Below are 17,742 nucleotides of genomic sequence, written 5' to 3' on the forward strand. Positions count from 1 at the left end.
GCGGGGAAGGAGAGGGCAGATGGATCTGTGATCCCACAGCACGCGGAAAGCAACCGGAACGGCGACCACGACCACGACCCGTACAGCGCATACGACCAGGACGGGAAATACGACGTCCTGGTGATCGGCGGCACCGGCGTGGACACCATCGTCCGCGTCGACTCCCTGCCGGTCCCGCTCGCCGACTCCGTCCATGTCGGCCCGATCGAGGAGTGGCCCGGTCACACCGGAGGGAACGTCGCCCTCGGCACACGGGCGCTGGGCCTCAAGGTCGCATTGCTCGACTGCATCGGTGACGACTGGATCGGCGCACAGGTGCGCGAGCGGATGGCCAAGGGCGGTGTCGACTTCCTCCCACTGATCTCCCCCGCCGGAACGCGGCGCGCGGTCAACCTGGTGGACGCGTCCGGCCGCCGGATGTCCTTCTACGACGGCCGCGACCCGGCGGATCTGCGGATGCCCCGGGACTTCTACCTACCGCCGCTGCGGCGCACCCGCCACGTCCACCTCTCCATCATGAACTTCGGGCACTTCCTCTACGACGACATCGAGGACCTCGGTGTCCCCGTCTCCACCGATCTGCACGACTGGGACGGCCTCGCGGACCACCATCGGGAGTTCGCCCTCCGCTCCGATCTCGTCTTCTTCAGCGCGGCGGGCGTGGGCGACGAAGCCCCCGCGCTGATGCGGGAGATCCTCCGCGCCGGGCGGGCCCACACGGTGGTCGCCACGGCGGGCGCGGACGGCTCCTACATCCTCACCAGAGACGGCGGCCCCGACCCATGTCACATTCCGGCGGCCGTCCCGTCCGCTCCGGTGGTGGACTCCAACGGCGCGGGCGACGCGTACGTGTGCGGCTTCCTGTACGGCAGGATCGCCGGCCGCGACGTACGGGAGTGCGCCCGGCTAGGGGCGATCGCGGGTGCCCACGCCTGTACGGCACCGGGCTCGACCGCCCTCATCTCCCGGGAGTCGCTCCTGAGCCGCGCATGACCGGAAGCCGTCCCTAGGTGATCCGGTGCAAGCACCGGCGTGACGGGGAGCGTTCGGCTGCTCGCCTCCTGGGCTGCCGGATCGCAGCCGCTGTCGGGGCTGTCGCGGGCGTTGCCGCCGCCGCGGGGCCGTCCTGACCGGTCCCTGATGCGACCGTAACCTCATCGGTAGACGAACTGCTGCCTGAATCCGACACAGTCGTGGTCGGTCTGGGCTAGATTCGTGAATCCTCGGCACCGGAGCCTCTCGGTGGGGTCGTGCCGGGGAGAATTCTGGAGCGGCGATGCACGCGTTCGAAAATCCTTCACCGGCTGCGACAGTGATGCAGGGTGGACTCGCCGACAGTCTCTTCGAAACGGCTCGCCGCGAGCCGGATCTGCCGCAGATCGCACGCCGTCTCGACGACGATCCCGGCATCTGGACGACGGTGACCGCGGCCGAGCTGTGGGACGAAGTGGTCGACCTGGCACGGGGGTTGGTCGTGTCCGGCCTGCGCCCGGGGAACCGGGTGGCCGTCATGGCACGTACGCGCTACGAGTGGACCGTCCTCAGCTACGCGCTGTGGGCGGTCGGCGCCGAGGTCGTGCCGATCTACCCGACTTCGTCGCACGAGCAGGTCGCGTGGATCCTCCAGGACGCGGGCTGTGTCGCCGTGGTCGTCGAGGACGAGCAGGGGATCATGACGGTCGGCTCGGCATGCGCGTCGATCCCGTCGCTGCGCCACGTCTGGCAGTTGGACACCGGGGCCCTGGCACAGCTGGTCGCGCGGGGCCGGGCGATCCCGACGACGACGGTGGACTCGCTGCGCCGCATCGTGCTGCCCGACTCGACCGCGGTCATCGCCTACACCTCCGGGACGACCGGGCACCCCAAGGGCTGCGCCCTCACCCACCGTAACCTCGCCAGCCCCTGCGACACCCTCCTCGCGGGCTGGAGACACACGGCTGCTCCCCCTGGTGAGCAGCCCGCCGTCCTCGCCTTCCTGCCCTTCTCGCACGTGTACGGCATCATGGTCCAAGGGCTCTGTCTGCGGGGCGGCATCCTGCTGGGTCACGAGCCCGATGTCAGTGAGGAGACGCTCTCCGCGGCGCTCCTCTCCTTCCGCCCGACCTATCTCTACGCCGTTCCGTTCGTCTTCGAGAAGCTCTACAAGAACTTCCTGCGTACGGCGCAACGGACGGGCCGCGGAGCCCTGTTCGAGCGCGCCGTCCAGACGGCGAAGGACTTCGCCGCGGCCACCGAACGCCAGCGACTGGGCACGGGCTCCGGCCCCGGCTTCGACCTGCGCCTGCAGCACACCCTCTACGAGAAGACCGTCTACCGGAAGCTGCGGGCCTCCCTGGGGGGACGAGTGTGCGGCGCGGTGTCGGGCGGCTCCCCGCTCAACCGTGAACTCGCCCTCTTCTACGCGGGCATCGGGATCGTCATCCACGACGGGTACGGGCTCACCGAGACGAGCGGTGGCATCACGGCCCAGCCCGTGGGGCGCGAGAAGTTCGGAACGGTCGGCCGCGCCCTGCCCGGTACGGACATCCGGGTGGCCGAGGACGGGGAGATCCTGGTGTGGGGGCCCTCGGTGTTCCAGGGCTACGTCAACGATCCCCCGTCCACGTACGCCGCGTTCCAGGACGGCTGGCTGGCCACGGGCGACCTCGGTCGCCTCGACGCCGAGGGGTATCTGGCCATCACCGGCCGCAAGAAGGACGTCATCATCACGAGCGGCGGCAAGAGCGTGGCTCCCGCGGCCCTCGAAGAGAGGCTGCGCGTCCACCCGTTGATCCATCAGGCGGTCGTCGTGGGCGACAACCGGCCCTGTGTGGGCGCCCTCATCACCCTTGATCCCGACTTCCTCGCGCACTGGCGCGGAGCCTGGTCCAAGGGGGGCGCGTCGGCACGGGACGCACGGGAGGAGAACGAACTGCGGGAGGAGGTCAGACGCGCCGTGGCCGCGGCCAACAGCACCGTGTCCCGCTCCGAGTCGATCCGGGTCTTCCGTGTTCTCGCCGAACCCTTCGACCAGACCAACGGCCTGCTGACCCCGTCGATGAAGCTGCGCCGGGACGCCATCTCACGGCGTTTCGCCGCCGAGATCGACGCGATGTACCAGACCTCGTCGAGGCTCCCGCGGGAGTACACGCCGAGCGAGCCCTCGATCTGGGACGATTCCGACAACGTATTCCGGTGAGGTACTCCGCACTGGCCACTTCCCCCGGTCGGGAAGTGGCCAGTCTCCGTCGACCTCGTCCACGACTTCATCGGCGGCGAGGTCATCAGCCTGATCCGCAGGACGGGCCCTAGTGAAGGACTTCGCCTCGGACACCGGCGCCGAGCCGCACGCGACCTATACCGTCGACGCCTCGGCACTCCCCGCCGACGGCACCTGGAGGCTCCGCGTCATGGACAACACTCCCGGCGTCTTCACCGTCGACCCCGGCCACCTGGACGGCTGGAACCTGACTTCCCGACCCGCGTGACCTCTCCGCGCCTCTTCCACTTCCTCCGCGGCGCGGGACATAGGTGCGTCCCGCGAGCGACCGCAGGGGCGTGACACGAATTCTGGCCCCCGGCATCCTGGTGGTGTTCATGTGACCACAGTGCTCCCAGGACGCCGGGGCAACCAGATCCCTCCTGTACGGGGGAACGCGGATCCTGGTACCGCCACCACCACCCTGCGCAGGTCAGCGGACCTCGTCCGCGTCAACCGGAGGGTCGGTGGCGGGCAGCCTCAGGGTGAAGACCGAACCGGCGCCGAGTTCACTCGCCACCGCGACGGTACCCCCGTGGGCGGCCACGAGCTGGCGGACGATGGACAGGCCGAGCCCACTGCCGCCGGTCCGCCGACTGCGGGACTTCTCGGCCCGCCAGAACCGGTCGAAGACGCTGGGCAGATCCTCCGCGGCGATACCGCTGCCGGTGTCGGCCACCTCGAGGACGACCTGGTCTTCCTCCTCCCGGACGGAGAGGGTGATCGTGCCGCCGTCCGGTGTGTGCCGGATCGCGTTGGACACCAGATTGCCGAGCGCCTGCCGCATCCGGACCGGATCCGCGTCGATCCACGCAGTCCCGCTCCCCGTCGGCGCGGACGTCCCGTCCGTCCCCGTCCGCAGCCCGATGCCCACGGCCGCCGCGCCCACCCGATGCGCCGCGGCGACCTGTGCGAGCAGCTCGTCGGCTCGGACCGCCTCGCGGTGCAGCGCGAGAGTGCCCGCGTCGGCCGCCGCGAGGTCCTGGAGATCGTCGATGACCCGCTGGAGCAGTACCGCCTCCTCGTGCAGGGAGGCGAGCAGTTCCGGGTCGGGGTCGACGATGCCGTCGCGGGTCACCTCGAGCCAGCCGCGGATGTTGGTGAGCGGGGTACGCAACTCATGCGCGATGTCGCTGACCATCGCCTTGCGCTGGGCCTCCATCCGTTCCCGGCGCTCGGTCAGCTCATTGAAGGCGACCGCCAGGATGCCCGTCTCGTCGCGGGTGGTGACGGGCACCCGTACATGCTGTTCCAACGGCTGCTGGGCGGCCTGCGTGAGCGCGCGCAGCGGGCGTACGAGTCGGGTGGCGACCAGCGCGGTCACGGCCACGGTGAGGGCCAGGACGAGACCGGTGACTCCGACGATCTTGGCCTTGTTGGCGTTCGACATGTCGAAGTGCGGGAGGGCGCTGTCCCCCGTGCCCAGGAACAGCTCGGCGACGGGCGCGACATCGGGGTCGAGCTGCTCCCGACGCGCTTCGGCGACGCACTCGCTCCCCTTCGCCCCGATCGCCGTGGGATGCCCGCCCACGGCCTTCCCCCCCAGGGCGAACTGCGGTTGCGGGGCCTGGCTGGAGAACTCCAGCGAGATGAACCCCTTCTCGGGCAGAGCAAGGTCCTTGCGCCGCAGGCATGCCTCGGCGAGGCTCGTCAGCCTGGTCAGCGCCGTCTCCTCGGTGTGGGTCAGGGTGTTGAGCTGTCCGTCCGCGCACACGTCGGGCACGGTCGAGTTCGGGAGGATCCCGTTCTCGTCCGACAGGACGGGCCGACCGCTCGGCGTCCAGGTGATCGTGGTGTCGACTCCGTTGCGCGCGGCGCACTTCTGCCGCAGCGTCGCCAGCTTGCCCAGCCGTGCCCGCTCCAGGGGCGTCAGCCGGTAGGGCCCCACCGCGCGCGGGTCGACGCCACTGAGCTGGGCCCCTGGCTCCGAGTAGGTGTCGGTGTGCAGGGGGTCGACGGTGGCGGCGGCCCCGGGCGGTAGGGCGGTGCGGGACCTGGCGGAGTCGGCGATCGGCGTACGGTCCGCCGTCGTCAGCGCGATCCGTCGCCCCGTGGCGGCCGACAGCCGGCGCACGGTGGCCTGGACGCCCGACCAGCTCGGGTGGGTGGCTGCGTATCCGCTGAGCTGCCGGAGGATGTCCGTGTCGTCGGCGAGGACCTGTCCCTGCTCCTCCTGGATGGCGCGGGTCGTCGTCTGCACCGCCAGCCACGCCGTCGCCGCGACCGAGCAGAGGGCGATGAGCACCGAGGTGATCATCAGCCGTACGAGCAGCCTCTTGCGCAGCGGTATGCCGGAGCTCACCCGCGCCCACCGCTGAGCTTGTAACCGACGCCGAACACGGTGAGCAGCCGCACCGGGCGGCGGGGATCGGGCTCGATCTTCTTGCGCAGGTTCATGATGTGCACGTCGATGGCCCGTTCGGTGGAGGCCCGGTCGATACCGCGGGTGCACTGGAGCAACTGCCGCCGGGAGAAGACCCGCTCGGGTTCCGCGGTCATGGCGCGCAGGATCTCGTACTCGCCCGGGGTGCACTCCACGCGCGCACCGTCGCAGTGCACCTCGTGCCGTACCGGGTCGACGGTGATTCCGGCGGCCCGTACGGCCCGGTCCTGCTCTTCGGCCGGGCGCCCGCTGCGCCGCAGGACCGTGCGGATACGGGCCATCAGCTCGCGCGGGCTGTACGGCTTGGTCATGTAGTCGTCGGCGCCGAGTTCCAGGCCGAGCAGGACGTCTTCCTCGGCGGAACGGGCGGTGAGCATGAGGACGGGGATGTCGTCGTCCCGGCGTAGCACCCGGCATACGCCGAAGCCGTCGATCACGGGCAGCATCAGGTCGAGGACGACGAGGTCGGGCTTGTGCCTCCGTACCTCGTCGAGCGCGGCCCCGCCGTCGTGGACCACGGTCGCGGTGTGTCCCTCCTGAAGCAGTGAGCGGCGTATCAGCTCCGCCTGTTTCTCGTCGTCCTCCGCGACCAGCACATGTGCGCACACGTGGCCGATGGTAAGCGCCTGCGCCCGGGAAAAGGGGAGGCGAGAGGGTCTTCCCACACCCTGACAACTTCCTGATGTCCGCCTGCGAAGCTCACCCACGCCACCTGACGCGACTGTGGTCGAAGGTGTGCACGGATCTTGACGCTCTCCGATCCGGGGCCGTAGCTTCCCGAAGGATTTAAACGATTCAAAAGCGTGGGCCCCGAAGGGGTCCTGTTTGTGCTGCCCTCCGAGAGAGTGGACGAGATCCATGAGCAACGTCACCCCGGCCCGCCGCTCGGGGCTTCCCCGCCGCGCTCTCCTCGGAGCCGCCGTCGCCACGGCCGCGGCCGGTGCGTTCGACTGGAGCCTGCCCGCGGTGGCGAGGGCCTCGACCGCCGTCGGGCCGCCCTTCGCGTCGCCCGGGCGCGCCGTGCGGCCGAAGTTCCGCTGGTGGTGGCCCGACGGCCTCGTGCGGCCCGACGAGATCAGACGCGAGATCGACCAGATCGCCGACGCCGGTTTCGGCGGGGCCGAGATAGCCGCGGTCCATCACAGCGTCACGGACCCCTCGGTCCTGGACACCGCGCGGCACGGCTGGGGCAGCGCGGCGTGGGTGGCGGGAGTGGAGGCGGCACTCGGCCAGGCGGCCCGGCGCGGCCTCACCGTCGATCTGACCATCGGCCCCAGCTGGCCGGCGGCGGTCCCCGGCATCACACCGGACAGCGAGGCGGCGGTCAAGGAACTCGCCTACGGGACGGCCACGTTGACGGCGGGATCCGCCTACTCCGGTCCGGTGCCGACCCCGGTATACGCCGCCGCCTCGGGCGTGACCCGGCAGCAGTTGCTCCTGGTCCATGCGGCCCGGGTGAACACCGCGAATTCCACCCGCAAGGAGACGGGGCTCGACCTGGACTCGGTCCGGGACCTCACTGGCGCCGTCACCGACGGCACGCTCACCTGGATCGCGCCCGACGACGGCAGCTGGGTGATCGTGTCCTACTGGGTACGTGGTTCCGGGCAGACTCCGGAGGGCGGCCCGCACACCGCCCCGGCCGCGTACGTGGTCGACCACTTCAGCGCGGCCGGCACACGCGCGGTGACCGACTTCTGGGAGGCCCACCTCCTCTCCCCCACCGTGCGGCGCCTGCTCAAGGTCTCCGGCGGGGCGCTCTTCGAGGACTCCATCGAGCTGGAGACCGACGGCCTCCAGTGGACGCCCGGCCTCCCGGACGCGTTCCTCGCCCACACCGGCCGCTCCCTGCTGCCGCTGCTGCCCGCCGTGATCCTCAACCACGGCAGCCAGGTCTTCGCGTTCGAAGCCGCCGTCACCCGGCAGATCCGGCACGACTTCTGGGAAACAGTGTCCGTCCTCTTCAACCGGCACCATGTGACGGCCCTGCGCGCCTGGGCCCATTCCCTCGGCCTCGAACTGCGGTCCCAGCCCTACGGGCTGCAGACCGACGCGATCGCCTCGGCCGCGCTCCTGGACATCCCCGAGGGCGAGTCCCTCGGCTTCAAGAACCTCGACGACTACCGCTGCCTGGCGGGCGGCCGAGACATGGCGGGGCACACCGTGCTGTCCTGCGAGGCGGGCGCCTACGCCGGCGGCGCGTACAACACCACCTGGCAGAAGTTTCTGCGGACCATGGGCGGCGCCTATGCGGCAGGGGTCAACCAGACAGTCGTCCACGGCTTCTCCTACGCCGAGCTGCCGGGCGTGAACTGGCCCGGATACGCCGCCTTCACCCCGTACAAGGGGACGGTCGGCTATGGAGAGTCCTGGGGCCCGCGACATCCGACCTGGCGGCACGTCGCGGACGTGTCGGGGTACCTGGGCCGGGTTCACCAGGTGCTGCAGACCGGCCGCCCGCGCGTCGACGTCGCGGTGTTCCGGCAGACCGGGTACACCGCCACCGGCATCGGCGCCTCCTGGTTCACCGCGACGGGCATCCCCCTGGGCTGGACCCACCAGTTCCTCAGCGGGCCGCTGCTCGACCTGCCCGCCGCCACCGTGCGCCACGGGCGCCTCGCACCCGAAGGCCCGGCGTACAAGGCCGTGTTCGTCGAGGGCGACTTCTTCTACGGCTCCACGGTCACCCTTGCGCTGTCCGACGCCCGCGCCCTGCTGCGCCTCGCCCGCGCCGGACTGCCCGTCGTGCTGCTCGGCGCCTGGGACACGGTCGTGTCATCCGGCGTCCCGGACAGCGGCGAGAGCGACGAACTGCGTTCCGCGGTGGCCGAGTTGCTGGCCCAGCCACTGGTCCGCCAGGTCACCGACAAGTCGGCCGTCCCCACCGCTCTCGCCGACCTCGAGGTGGCACCCGACGTCCGGTACGCGACCTCCTCCACCCTGCTCAACGCCCACCGCGTGGCCGACGGCGTCGACTACTACTACCTCTGCAACGGCAAGCACGCCGAGACCGTCAAACCGCCGGTGGCCGCGATCGACCACGAGGTCACCCTGCGCCGCACGACCGCGGGCGCCGTGCCCTACCTCCTCGACCCGTGGACCGGTAAGTCCGAGCGCCTCGCCCGTTACACCGAGGACGGCGACACTGTCACCGCTCGCGTCACCCTCCAGCCCGCCGAGACCCTGATCCTGGCCCTCGGCCGCCCCGGTCTCTTCGGCGACCGCGCCGGCAGCCGTCCGCACGCGGTCGGCAGCGAGGCGGACGAGGTGCGCTTCACCGACGCCGGACTCACCGTCCGGGCGACCACGCCAGGCACGTACAGCACCGTCCTGTCCTCGGGCCGCACCGTGCGGACGACACTCAAGACCGTCCCCGCGCCGATGGATCTCGCCTCCTGGCAGCTGCACGTCCAGGACTGGCGGCCCGGCGACACGCCCTACCGCACCACCGTCGTCGAGCACGACCTCACCCTCGACGCGCTGCTGCCCTGGTCGCAGATCACCGAGCTCGCGGACGTCTCCGGAATCGGCCGCTACCGCACCACGGTCACCCTCGACGACGGGTGGACCGGCGGCCACGGTGCCCGCCTGGAACTGGGCACCGTGACCGACACCTGCCGGGTCACCGTGAACGGCCACCGCCTCGACCCCGTGGACCAGATCCATCCGGTGGTGGACCTGGGCGACGTGCTCAGGCGCGGGGTCAATGTCATCGAGGTCGAGGTCGCCACCCCGCTCTCCAACCGGCTGCGGGTCAGCGATCCCTCGGTCTACGGCGGTACGGCGCGTCAGTCGTACGGGCTGCTCGGGCCGGTGCGGCTGGTGCCGTACGGCGAGGCACGGATCGACTGACCGGGCCCTGTGCCGGTCAGTCCCAGTCAGCCGAGGGCCGGCCGACCGGGCCGCCTGTGTGCGCGGACTGGAGGTAACCCTCGGCCGGCGGGGGAAGTGCGGCCACGCACTGCGCCGAACACGCGTTGACCAGCAGGGGCAGAACGTCCGTGGCCACCCGCAGGGAGATCCAGACCGGGTGGAGCCCGCCGAGCTCGACCGCTCGGTCGCAGACGCTGCATGAGGAGATGGCTGTCGTGCCCCAGCGGCGTGGGTCCAGGTCGCCGGTATCGAGTCCGGCGACCGCACTCTCGGCAGACTGAAGCCGCGGAAAGGGGGGCCGCAGCTTGTAGTTGCCGAACAGAGTGCGCGTACTCACCGTGCTCCTGGTGAGCCTCGTGCATCTGGTGATCTCGTACGGGAACCAGTGCAGTCGGTAGGAGGTGTACGGGGTGAACTCCTCCAGGCTGGTCATCGCCCCGATCTCGGGTGGGATGCGGACGAGGTTGCTGCCGTAGAGCATGAGGTGCTTGACCGCCGTCAGCTTGGCGATGGTCGGCGGCAGAGTCACGATCTGCCGCCGTTCCTGGGGGTTGAGCTCGACGAGCGGACGGAACTCCTCCCGGCCGTCGGCGGACGCCTCATCGATGAGCGCGAGCAGATGCTGCCAGCCGGGGGCCGAGGTGTCCTGCCGTTCGGTGTGGAAGCCGACGCGAGCGCGCGGCTGGGAGCGGACCTGGTCGAAGCAGCGGCAGGTGTCCTGGTAGGACTCACGTCCCACCGGGTTAGGATTCGGATTCGGCTCCTGATCCGGCTCCGGGCTCGATGTATCGCTCCGACGGTTCACGACGACCTCCCGCTCCGCCTCATGCGTGATGGCGCCAACATACGGGCGCTTCCCCGGACTTACCCAGCGAATTTGGCGGTCGGCAGCTCAAATCCCCTGCTGAGCTTGGGCTTTGCCTTCTGCCCGGGTGGCCGCGGCAGCTGTTACCGTCGCCGGTTGTGACGGAGCCGCTGCCGGAATTCCCCTACCATCCCGATCCCATCGCCACGGGCGCGGTCGTACCGTCCGACACGACGTGCGTCTGTTGCGGGCAGGCACGCGGATACATCTACACGGGCCCCGTCTACTCCGTCGACGACCTCGCCGATCGGCTCTGCCCATGGTGCATCGCGGACGGAACGGCTGCCGGCCGCTACGAGGCCACCTTTACGGGAGGCGCTGTCGGCGACGACGTACCGATCGAGGTCTTCGTGGCGGTGGACAGCCGTACGCCGGGTTTTCCCGGATGGCAGGAACCTCAGTGGTATTTCCGCTGCGGTGACGGTGCGGCGTTCCTCGGCGCGGTCGGAGCCGCCGAACTCGCCGCCCGTCCCGACGGCGGCCGGCCCACCGCCTACCTCTTCCGATGCCGCGTCTGCGCAACTCACCTCGGGTACACGGACTTTACGTAGGCTTGTCGTTCAGCCCTTTCAGGGAGTGACGTAGTCGCCCCAGCCGAAGGTGGCAACGTAAGCCCGTCGAACCGCTTCTCCGCCACGTCCGCCTTTGATGTGAATGACGGTCAGGACAAGCACGAACCAGGCGGTGAGACAAGCTGCGACGATCAAAGCCCGGCGAGGGCCCGAGAAACTGGCAATGACCACCAGGGCAATGATCGTCACGACCAGTCCGATGTGACCGCCGCCGACATCCGTGCTGGACTTGCTGCCGCTCGTCATGAGAGTCCCCCCGCCGAAGATCGTGCCGTTCCGCGTCCCGGCAGACCACGGGGCTCCGCCGACGGCATCAGTGCCACTCGATAGGCCCGGCGCCCAGACCTCGCAGGCCGCGAAGAAGCAGTCCCGCAACGCCTTGCGCGAGGCCCGCATGTCGGAGTCGTAGCGCTCCCGGGCCGCTTCCGGATCCGCGGCGGGACCCTCGGGCCACCGGGCCACCAGGCCACCGGTCCACCATCGTCCCTCTCTGTTCGAGCCGAGCCTAACGCCGCCCCCAGGGCGGGACTTCCAAGCGATCGCCATGAACGAAGTGGACGGGCATTTGTCGGGAAGCCGCAGGAATCCACGCTCTCGGCCTTCCGGCCGGACTGGGCGGCATCGCCGTACGACACGCAATTGGTCGTCCGGCAATTCGTGCGTTCGCTATGTTGACCGGTGCGGCGACCGCCGTCGGGCAATCCTGTGTTTCTGTGAAGGGTGGCGGATGGCGGTGGTCGCCGGCTGGGAGTGGGACGACACGTTGTTCTCGGGGACGGCCCCCTACTACCAACGGGGACGGCTCCCGTACGCACCCGGTCTCGCGGATGTGCTCGCCGAGGTCCTGCGACTCGACGGTCGGGGGCGCCTGATCGACGTGGGATGCGGACCGGGCACCCTGGCACTGAGTCTGGCGCACCTGTTCGGTGAGATCGTCGGTGTGGACCCGGACAGCGGGATGCTCTCCGAAGCGCGGCGTGGAGCCGCCGAGGCGGGGGTGAGCGGAAAGTCGCGGTGGGTGCGGGTCCGGGCCGAGGACCTGCCCGCAGGTCTCGGGACGTTCACCGTGGCCACCTTCGCCCAGTCCTTCCACTGGATGGATCAGGATCTGGTGGCGGCCACCATCAGGGACATGCTCGTGCCCGGCGGGGCGTTCGTGCACATCTCGGATCTGAAGACGGAGCGTCGATCCGTCGACGGTCTTCCGTATCCGGCGGTGCCCTATCCCGCGATGGACGAGTTGGTCAGGCACTACCTCGGACCGGTACGACGCGCCGGGCGCGGAGTGCTGCCGCAGGGCACGCCCGGCGGCGAGGCGGCGGTGCTCACGCGCGCGGAATTCTCCGGTCCCCGGCGTCATGTCGTTCCCGGCGGGCAGGCGCTTGAGCGCACGTACGATGACGTCGTCGCGGGCGTGTTCTCGATGTCGTTCTCGGCTCCGCACCTGTTCGGCGCGCGCCGCGCCGCCTTCGAGTCGGACCTGCGTCTCCTGCTGCGGAAGGTGTCCCCGTCGGGACGATTCTCCGAACGCCTCCCGAGCACCGAGGTCTTCGTCTGGGGAAAGAACTCCGCCGAACCGTGATCCGGCCGGCCTGGACGCAGGCCGTGCAGCCAGGGATCAGGTGATGGTGCGGGTGGGAAGCAGCAACGCGTGCCGATCCCACTCGACCCGTTCAGCCGGCGTCAGCAGGTGACGGAGCTGGTCGGTCAAAGCCGAGGGTCGCAGGGCCCTTTCAGCGGCGAGTCCAGACAGTGCCGGCGCTCAGCTCCCTTTCTCGGTCGGGACCTGCTCGTCCGCAATGTCGGCCATGCGGCCCGTTTCGTCCAGTCGACACGGCTCCGGTCGTATCCGGATGCGGCGGCCATCGTCCTGCTCGTCCCAGCGGTCGACCCGCAGAGCCCGCGATCTACGCGACGTGACTGGCGGCCCGCAGCGGGATGCGGGCCCGGGCGTACCGTGATCCACTGAAAGAGCAGACATGACGACGTCCGTGCGCGGGCGGGCGGGCGGGGACGAAACGGCCGATCCGCAGGGCTCGGAAGGGGCGTCCACATTAAGGTTGTCGTGGATCTCACCCGGTGCCAGGGATACGCACAGTGCGCTTTCGCCGCGCCGGATGTGTTTGTCATCCAGGGGGACGAGGCGCTGCTGTACGACACCGATCCGGACGACGCGCAGCGGGAGAAGATCGTGCGGGCCGCGGCGGCCTGCCCCGTCCAGGCCATCTTCCTCGACCGTGACGGCACCCGTGACGACACCCGGATCCGGGAGCCCGCGCCCGAGACGCACGTGGCCGCCCCCGACCCTGGGGAGGCGTTCAAGCGTACGGGGCGCATCGTCATCGTCGGGGCGTCCCTGGCCGGCCTGCGGGCTGGGCGGACGCTGCGCCAGGAGGGCTTCACCGGTTCGCTGACCATGATCGGGGACGAGCCTCACGCACCCTACGACCGGCCGCCGTTGTCCAAGCAGGTCCTCATGGGCCAGGTTCCGGCGCGGCGGACCGGGCTGCCCCGCCGCGAGGAACTCGACGCGCACTGGCGGTTCGGAGTCGCGGCCACGGGGCTCGACCTGAGCGGCAAGCAGGTGCTGCTGGCCGATGGCGCGAAGGTGGGATTCGACCGGTTGCTCATCGCCACCGGGGTGCGGGCGCGCCCGTGGCCGAACGAGGCGGAGGCCGCGCTCGACGGACTGTTCGCGCTGCACACGCCGGAAGACGCGGAAGGGTTGCGGCAGCGGCTGGCGGCCGGGCCCGCGGGTACTGGTCATCGGCGCCGGGTTCACCGGCTGTGAAGTCGCCTCCGCCTGCCGCGAGTTGGATCTGCAGGTGACCGTACTCGAGCGCGGCCCGGCCCCGCTGTCCGGGGCGCTGGGCGCGGTGATCGGCGGGGTCGCGGCCCAGATGCAGCGCGACAACGGCGTCGACCTGCGGTGCGGCGTCAGAGTCGAGTCACTGGAAGGCGATGGCAGTGGGAGGCTGCGGCGCGCCCGTCTGTCCGACGGCAACACTCTGGACGTCGAAGTGGCGGTGGCCGCTCTCGGCAGCATCCGCAACGTGGAGTGGCTGGAAGGCTCGGGACTGGCGGCAGGGGACTGGGGCGTGGCGTGCGATGCGGGGTGCCGCGCTGTCGACGTCAACGGCGTCGTGACCGACGATGTGTTCGTCGCAGGCGACGTGGCCCGCTGCCCCCACCCCGTCTACGACTACCAGTACCTCGCCCTGGAGCACTGGGGCAACGCCGTCGCCCAGGCGGGGATCGCCGCGCACAACATGATCAGCGCCCAGAGTGAGCGTTGGCCGCACCTGGCGCTGCCGGAGTTCTGGTCCACCCAGTTCGGCACCGAGATCAAGTCCGTCGGCGTCCCGACCCACGCCGATCACGTCGTCATCGCCCAGGGATCGGTGGCCGAGCGCCGCTTCGTCGCCGTCTACGGCTACCGCGGGCGGATCACCGCGGCGGTCGCCTTCAACCAGGCCAAGTGGCTGGAGTTCTAGGCAGGTTTGATCGACCGGGCGGCGCCGTTCCCGCCGTCCTTCCGCACCGTCGACCAGCCCACCGACGGGCGCCCGGTCGCGGCCGAGGTCCCGGAACGGCCCACCCCTCAGGCCACGGTCGTGGTGACCGGTCACGGACCCAGTGAACGGCGGGCCACGTTGGTCCGCAGAACGTACCTGTGACTCCTGCTCAGGCCACCGCACGTCCCTGATCCCCGAGTTGCGGGAGATGCTCTCCATGACCCGGACCAGCACCTGGCAGCAGATCCTCGATCCCTCCCAACGCGCCGATCCGTACCCGCTCTACACCGAGCTGCGCAAGACGCCCGTGGTACGGGTGGAGGACGGGACCTACGTCGTGAGCACCTACCGCGAGATCGTGTCTCTGCTCCACGACCCACGGCTCAGCTCGGACGCGCGCAACCTCCCCGAGGTCGGCGCCGATGTCGCGGCGCAGTACGAAGAGGGCCTTCCCGGACTGCCGCCCAACTTCATCCGGACCGACCCGCCCGAGCACGACCGCATCCGGCGCCTGCTGACGCGGAACTTCGGCCCACCCCACCGCCCGGGACGTATCGACGGCATGATGTCCGACCTGCTCGGGATCGTGACGAGGCTGATCGACGACTTCACAGGCGAGGACGGGTCCGGCACGGTCCAGGTCGACATCGTCGACGACTTCGCCTATCCGTTCCCGGTCACGGTGATCTGCGAGCTCCTGGGAGTACCCCGCGAGGACGAACCGCGATTCCAGGTGATGTCCGGCGCGGTCATCGAAACCGCCGATCCGACCACCGGCGGGATCGCGGAGCGGCAGCGCCGACGCGCGAAGGCCGTTGCCGACCTCGGCCAGTACTTCGCCCAGCTCCTCGACGCCCGCCACGGCCGACGGGGCGACGACCTGCTCTCCGGACTGCTCAGCGGTGACGGCGACGAGCCGCCGATGTCACACCAAGGGATGTCGCACGAAGAGATGTCACACGAAGAGATACTGAGCAACGCGGCCCTGCTGCTCGTCGCCGGCCACGAGACGACCGTCAACCTCGTCACCAACGGCATGCTCACCCTCCTGCGCCACCCCGAGGTACTCGACCGGATACGTCGCGGCGACGAACCCGATCTGGCAGCCCGGGTGGTCGAGGAACTCCTGCGCTACGAGCCACCGGTGCAGTTTCTGTCCAGCGGCCGGAACACGCTCGACGACATGGAGATCGCCGGCACCACCATCCTCAAGGGCTCACCGGTGGCCCTCGTGCTCGCCTCCGGCAGCCGCGACCCCGACTTCGTCACGGACCCCGACCGCTTCGATCCCGATCGCGAGCACAACGAGCACCTCGGCTTCGGCGGCGGCATCCACTACTGCTTCGGTGCCCCGTTGGCCCGTCCCGAGACACAGATCGCTCTCACCCAGCTGGCGCGCCGGCTGAAGAACCCCCGACTCGTCGCCGACCCACCGCCCTACCGCGCGAGCCCCAGTCTGCGCGGCCCGCGTCACCTTCCGGTCGAGATCGACGGTGTCAACCCCGCATGAGGATCTCCGCGATTCCCCAACGCGGCTCGGTCGATCCCCCAGACTTGCTCTAGTTTCCCGTGACGAAGGGACGGCAAGCATGGCGAACAGCGCGCTCCTCGTGATGGACGTCCAACGGGACATCGTGGGCATCGCCGACGACGGCTCCGGATATCTGCCGCGCCTGCGCAATGCGATCGACGGTGCCCGCGCGGCGGGCATCCCCGTGATCTACGTGGTCATCGAGTTACGGCCGGGCAATCCGGAAGTCAACCCCCGCAACAGGGTCCTCACCGCCGCCGTGCGGGCCGGCCTGTTCACCGCGGGTGACCCCGGCACCGAGATCCACCACGACGTCGCGCCTCAGCAGGGCGACATCGTGGTCACCAAGCGGCGAGGGAGCGCGTTCTCGGGCAGCGACTTCGACCTGGTACTCAGGGCTCGTGACATCGACAGCCTTGTTCTCACCGGCATCGCCACCAGCGGTGTGGTGCTGTCCACCCTGTGCCACGCCATCGACCTGGACTTCGACCTCACCGTCCTGGCGGATGCCTGCCTCGACACCGACCCCGAGGTCCACCGGATCCTCACCGAGAAGCTGTTCCCGCAATGGGCGGATGTCGTCACCGTCGAGGACTGGCTCAAAGCCCTCGCACCGCGCTAGGCCCTGTCGTCAAATTCCCGTCTGCCCCGCGACGACAGGACCTAGCGGGAGGCTGAAGCGGCCACGGAATCCCTGCCGCTCAGTGCCGCTCGGTGTCGCTCCTTGCCGCTCGGCTCTCGGCACGGGACCTCACGCATCCCCGGCCGGCGGCGCCGTGCTCCCCCGCACCACCAGCTTCGTGGGGACGAGCGTGGTGCCGTGTTCCGGCCCGCCGTGGCGCATCCGCCGCAGGACACCCTCGACGCACAGGCGTCCCACCTCGGCGAAGTCCTGGTGGACCGTGGTCAGCGGCGGCAGGAAGGAGCCGGCCTCGGGGATGTCGTCGAAGCCGATGACGCTGACGTCGTCGGGGATCTTCCGGCCGCGTTCGTGCAGGGCCCGCAGGAGGCCCAGTGCCATCTGGTCGTTGGCGGCGAACACCGCCGTACAGTCGCGCTCGTCGGCGAGCCGCAGGCCCGCGCGGTAGCCGGACTCCGCCGACCAGTCGCCGCGTACGAGGGGCGGCGGAACGCGGCCCGCCTCGGTCAGGGCGGCGTGCCAGGCATCGGTGCGGCGCTGTGCCGCGAAGGACTCCTCGGGGCCGGCCAGATGCCAGACCGTGCTGTGGCCGAGGTCCAGAAGGTGGCGTACGGCGGCCCGGGCTCCCCCGGCCTGGTCGGTGTCGACCACCGCGTAGCGGTCGCCCGCGTCCGAGTCGGCGACGACGACCTGCACGTGCGGGGGCAGGGAGATGGTCGCCGCGTCGAGCAGATGCACCTCCATGATGGCGATGACGGCGTCGACGGCGAGTTCCCCGAGCCGGGAGAAGGCGCCGCGCACCTCGTCCTGGGTGGGCACGGCGACCGGCAGCAGCGTGACGGCGTAGCCCTCCTGCGCCGCGGAGGTGGCGATCGCCTCCAGGGTGCGCATGTTGCCCGTGGTGGAGAGGTTGAAGGTGATGACGCCGATGGTGCGGAACTCACCGCGCTTGAGGGCCCGGGCGGCACTGTTGGGCCGGTAGCCCAGTTCCTTCATCGCCGCCAGCACCTGTTCACGGGTCTCCTCGTTCACACCCGCGTAACCATTGGACACGCGGGAAACCGTCTGCGAGGAGACCCCGGCCAGGCGTGCGACATCCGCCATGGACGCGGTCTGCGTGCGACG

The 17,742-nt window shown here is 70.2% G+C and carries 15 protein-coding genes and 1 pseudogene; 11 read left to right on the top strand and 5 right to left on the bottom strand.

Features of this window, described 5'->3' with window-relative positions:
• Positions 1 to 117 precede the first annotated feature (117 nt).
• The 3 genes from KVT44_RS25115 (at position 118) to KVT44_RS25125 (ending at position 3,467) form a co-directional block, all read left to right on the top strand.
• The gene (locus KVT44_RS25115) at positions 118 to 993 is read left to right on the top strand and encodes a carbohydrate kinase family protein (RefSeq protein WP_217568814.1); all 876 of its coding nucleotides are present in this window, start codon (positions 118 to 120) and stop codon (positions 991 to 993) included.
• Between the two features lie 283 nt (positions 994 to 1,276).
• Positions 1,277 to 3,178, top strand: coding sequence for a long-chain fatty acid--CoA ligase (locus KVT44_RS25120; protein ID WP_190170549.1), 1,902 nt, complete (start codon positions 1,277 to 1,279; stop codon positions 3,176 to 3,178).
• 112 nt (positions 3,179 to 3,290) lie between these two features.
• The gene (locus KVT44_RS25125) at positions 3,291 to 3,467 is read left to right on the top strand and encodes a hypothetical protein (protein WP_217568737.1); all 177 of its coding nucleotides are present in this window, start codon (positions 3,291 to 3,293) and stop codon (positions 3,465 to 3,467) included.
• Between the two features lie 204 nt (positions 3,468 to 3,671).
• Here the strand turns inward: KVT44_RS25125 and KVT44_RS25130 are convergent, their stop codons facing one another.
• Complete coding sequence (locus KVT44_RS25130; protein WP_217568739.1) at positions 3,672 to 5,540, bottom strand: cell wall metabolism sensor histidine kinase WalK; 1,869 nt, start codon at positions 5,538 to 5,540, stop codon at positions 3,672 to 3,674.
• Positions 5,537 to 6,229 (bottom strand): response regulator transcription factor, encoded by a 693-nt coding sequence (locus tag KVT44_RS25135; RefSeq protein WP_099918795.1) that lies wholly within the window; start codon positions 6,227 to 6,229, stop codon positions 5,537 to 5,539. Before KVT44_RS25135 ends, KVT44_RS25130 begins: the two co-directional genes overlap by 4 nt.
• Positions 6,230 to 6,479: 250 nt before the next feature.
• On the opposite strand from KVT44_RS25135, the gene KVT44_RS25140 reads away from it, so the two are divergent.
• Positions 6,480 to 9,473, top strand: coding sequence for a glycosyl hydrolase (locus KVT44_RS25140; RefSeq protein ID WP_217568741.1), 2,994 nt, complete (start codon positions 6,480 to 6,482; stop codon positions 9,471 to 9,473).
• 16 nt (positions 9,474 to 9,489) lie between these two features.
• Here KVT44_RS25140 and KVT44_RS25145 read toward each other — a convergent pair whose 3' ends face one another.
• Positions 9,490 to 10,233, bottom strand: a complete 744-nt coding sequence (locus KVT44_RS25145; RefSeq protein WP_217568743.1) for a leucine-rich repeat domain-containing protein — start codon at positions 10,231 to 10,233, stop codon at positions 9,490 to 9,492.
• A 224-nt stretch (positions 10,234 to 10,457) separates the two neighbouring features.
• On the opposite strand from KVT44_RS25145, the gene KVT44_RS25150 reads away from it, so the two are divergent.
• Entirely contained in the window at positions 10,458 to 10,910 is a 453-nt protein-coding gene (locus KVT44_RS25150; RefSeq protein ID WP_217568745.1) for a CbrC family protein, read from the top strand.
• Between the two features lie 18 nt (positions 10,911 to 10,928).
• Here KVT44_RS25150 and KVT44_RS25155 read toward each other — a convergent pair whose 3' ends face one another.
• Positions 10,929 to 11,177 (bottom strand): hypothetical protein, encoded by a 249-nt coding sequence (locus KVT44_RS25155; RefSeq protein ID WP_217568747.1) that lies wholly within the window; start codon positions 11,175 to 11,177, stop codon positions 10,929 to 10,931.
• A 481-nt stretch (positions 11,178 to 11,658) separates the two neighbouring features.
• On the opposite strand from KVT44_RS25155, the gene KVT44_RS25160 reads away from it, so the two are divergent.
• The 6 genes and pseudogenes from KVT44_RS25160 (at position 11,659) to KVT44_RS25180 (ending at position 16,599) form a co-directional block, all read left to right on the top strand.
• Positions 11,659 to 12,513, top strand: a complete 855-nt coding sequence (locus tag KVT44_RS25160; RefSeq protein WP_217568749.1) for a class I SAM-dependent methyltransferase — start codon at positions 11,659 to 11,661, stop codon at positions 12,511 to 12,513.
• A gap of 483 nt (positions 12,514 to 12,996) precedes the next feature.
• A pseudogene (locus KVT44_RS61080) lies at positions 12,997 to 14,122 on the top strand (FAD-dependent oxidoreductase); the annotation flags it as partial.
• Between the two features lie 78 nt (positions 14,123 to 14,200).
• Complete coding sequence (locus KVT44_RS61085; protein WP_368857593.1) at positions 14,201 to 14,425, top strand: oxidoreductase C-terminal domain-containing protein; 225 nt, start codon at positions 14,201 to 14,203, stop codon at positions 14,423 to 14,425.
• 6 nt (positions 14,426 to 14,431) lie between these two features.
• Positions 14,432 to 14,608, top strand: a complete 177-nt coding sequence (locus KVT44_RS61090; RefSeq protein ID WP_368857592.1) for a hypothetical protein — start codon at positions 14,432 to 14,434, stop codon at positions 14,606 to 14,608.
• A 55-nt stretch (positions 14,609 to 14,663) separates the two neighbouring features.
• On the top strand, positions 14,664 to 15,956 hold the full coding sequence (locus KVT44_RS25175) for a cytochrome P450 (RefSeq protein WP_217568751.1): 1,293 nt from the start codon (positions 14,664 to 14,666) through the stop codon (positions 15,954 to 15,956).
• A 79-nt stretch (positions 15,957 to 16,035) separates the two neighbouring features.
• The gene (locus KVT44_RS25180; protein WP_217568753.1) at positions 16,036 to 16,599 is read left to right on the top strand and encodes a cysteine hydrolase family protein; all 564 of its coding nucleotides are present in this window, start codon (positions 16,036 to 16,038) and stop codon (positions 16,597 to 16,599) included.
• 129 nt (positions 16,600 to 16,728) lie between these two features.
• Here KVT44_RS25180 and KVT44_RS25185 read toward each other — a convergent pair whose 3' ends face one another.
• On the bottom strand, positions 16,729 to 17,721 hold the full coding sequence (locus KVT44_RS25185) for a LacI family DNA-binding transcriptional regulator (RefSeq protein WP_060896767.1): 993 nt from the start codon (positions 17,719 to 17,721) through the stop codon (positions 16,729 to 16,731).
• Positions 17,722 to 17,742 lie beyond the last annotated feature (21 nt).

The organism is Streptomyces sp. GbtcB7 (assembly GCF_019091445.1).
In the GTDB taxonomy this organism is placed as follows: Bacteria; Actinomycetota; Actinomycetes; order Streptomycetales; family Streptomycetaceae; genus Streptomyces; species Streptomyces mirabilis.

Excerpts from the sequence above, each read along its gene's own strand:
- KVT44_RS25120 (WP_190170549.1), top strand. The coding sequence starts at position 1,277 with ATGCACGCGTTCGAAAATCCTTCACCGGCTGCGACAGTGATGCAGGGT.
- KVT44_RS25140 (WP_217568741.1), top strand. The coding sequence starts at position 6,480 with ATGAGCAACGTCACCCCGGCCCGCCGCTCGGGGCTTCCCCGCCGCGCT.
- KVT44_RS25155 (WP_217568747.1), bottom strand. The coding sequence starts at position 11,177 with ATGACGAGCGGCAGCAAGTCCAGCACGGATGTCGGCGGCGGTCACATC.
- KVT44_RS25160 (WP_217568749.1), top strand. The coding sequence starts at position 11,659 with ATGGCGGTGGTCGCCGGCTGGGAGTGGGACGACACGTTGTTCTCGGGG.
- KVT44_RS61085 (WP_368857593.1), top strand. The coding sequence starts at position 14,201 with ATGATCAGCGCCCAGAGTGAGCGTTGGCCGCACCTGGCGCTGCCGGAG.
- KVT44_RS25175 (WP_217568751.1), top strand. The coding sequence starts at position 14,664 with ATGACCCGGACCAGCACCTGGCAGCAGATCCTCGATCCCTCCCAACGC.
- KVT44_RS25180 (WP_217568753.1), top strand. The coding sequence starts at position 16,036 with ATGGCGAACAGCGCGCTCCTCGTGATGGACGTCCAACGGGACATCGTG.
- KVT44_RS25185 (WP_060896767.1), bottom strand. The coding sequence starts at position 17,721 with ATGGCGGATGTCGCACGCCTGGCCGGGGTCTCCTCGCAGACGGTTTCC.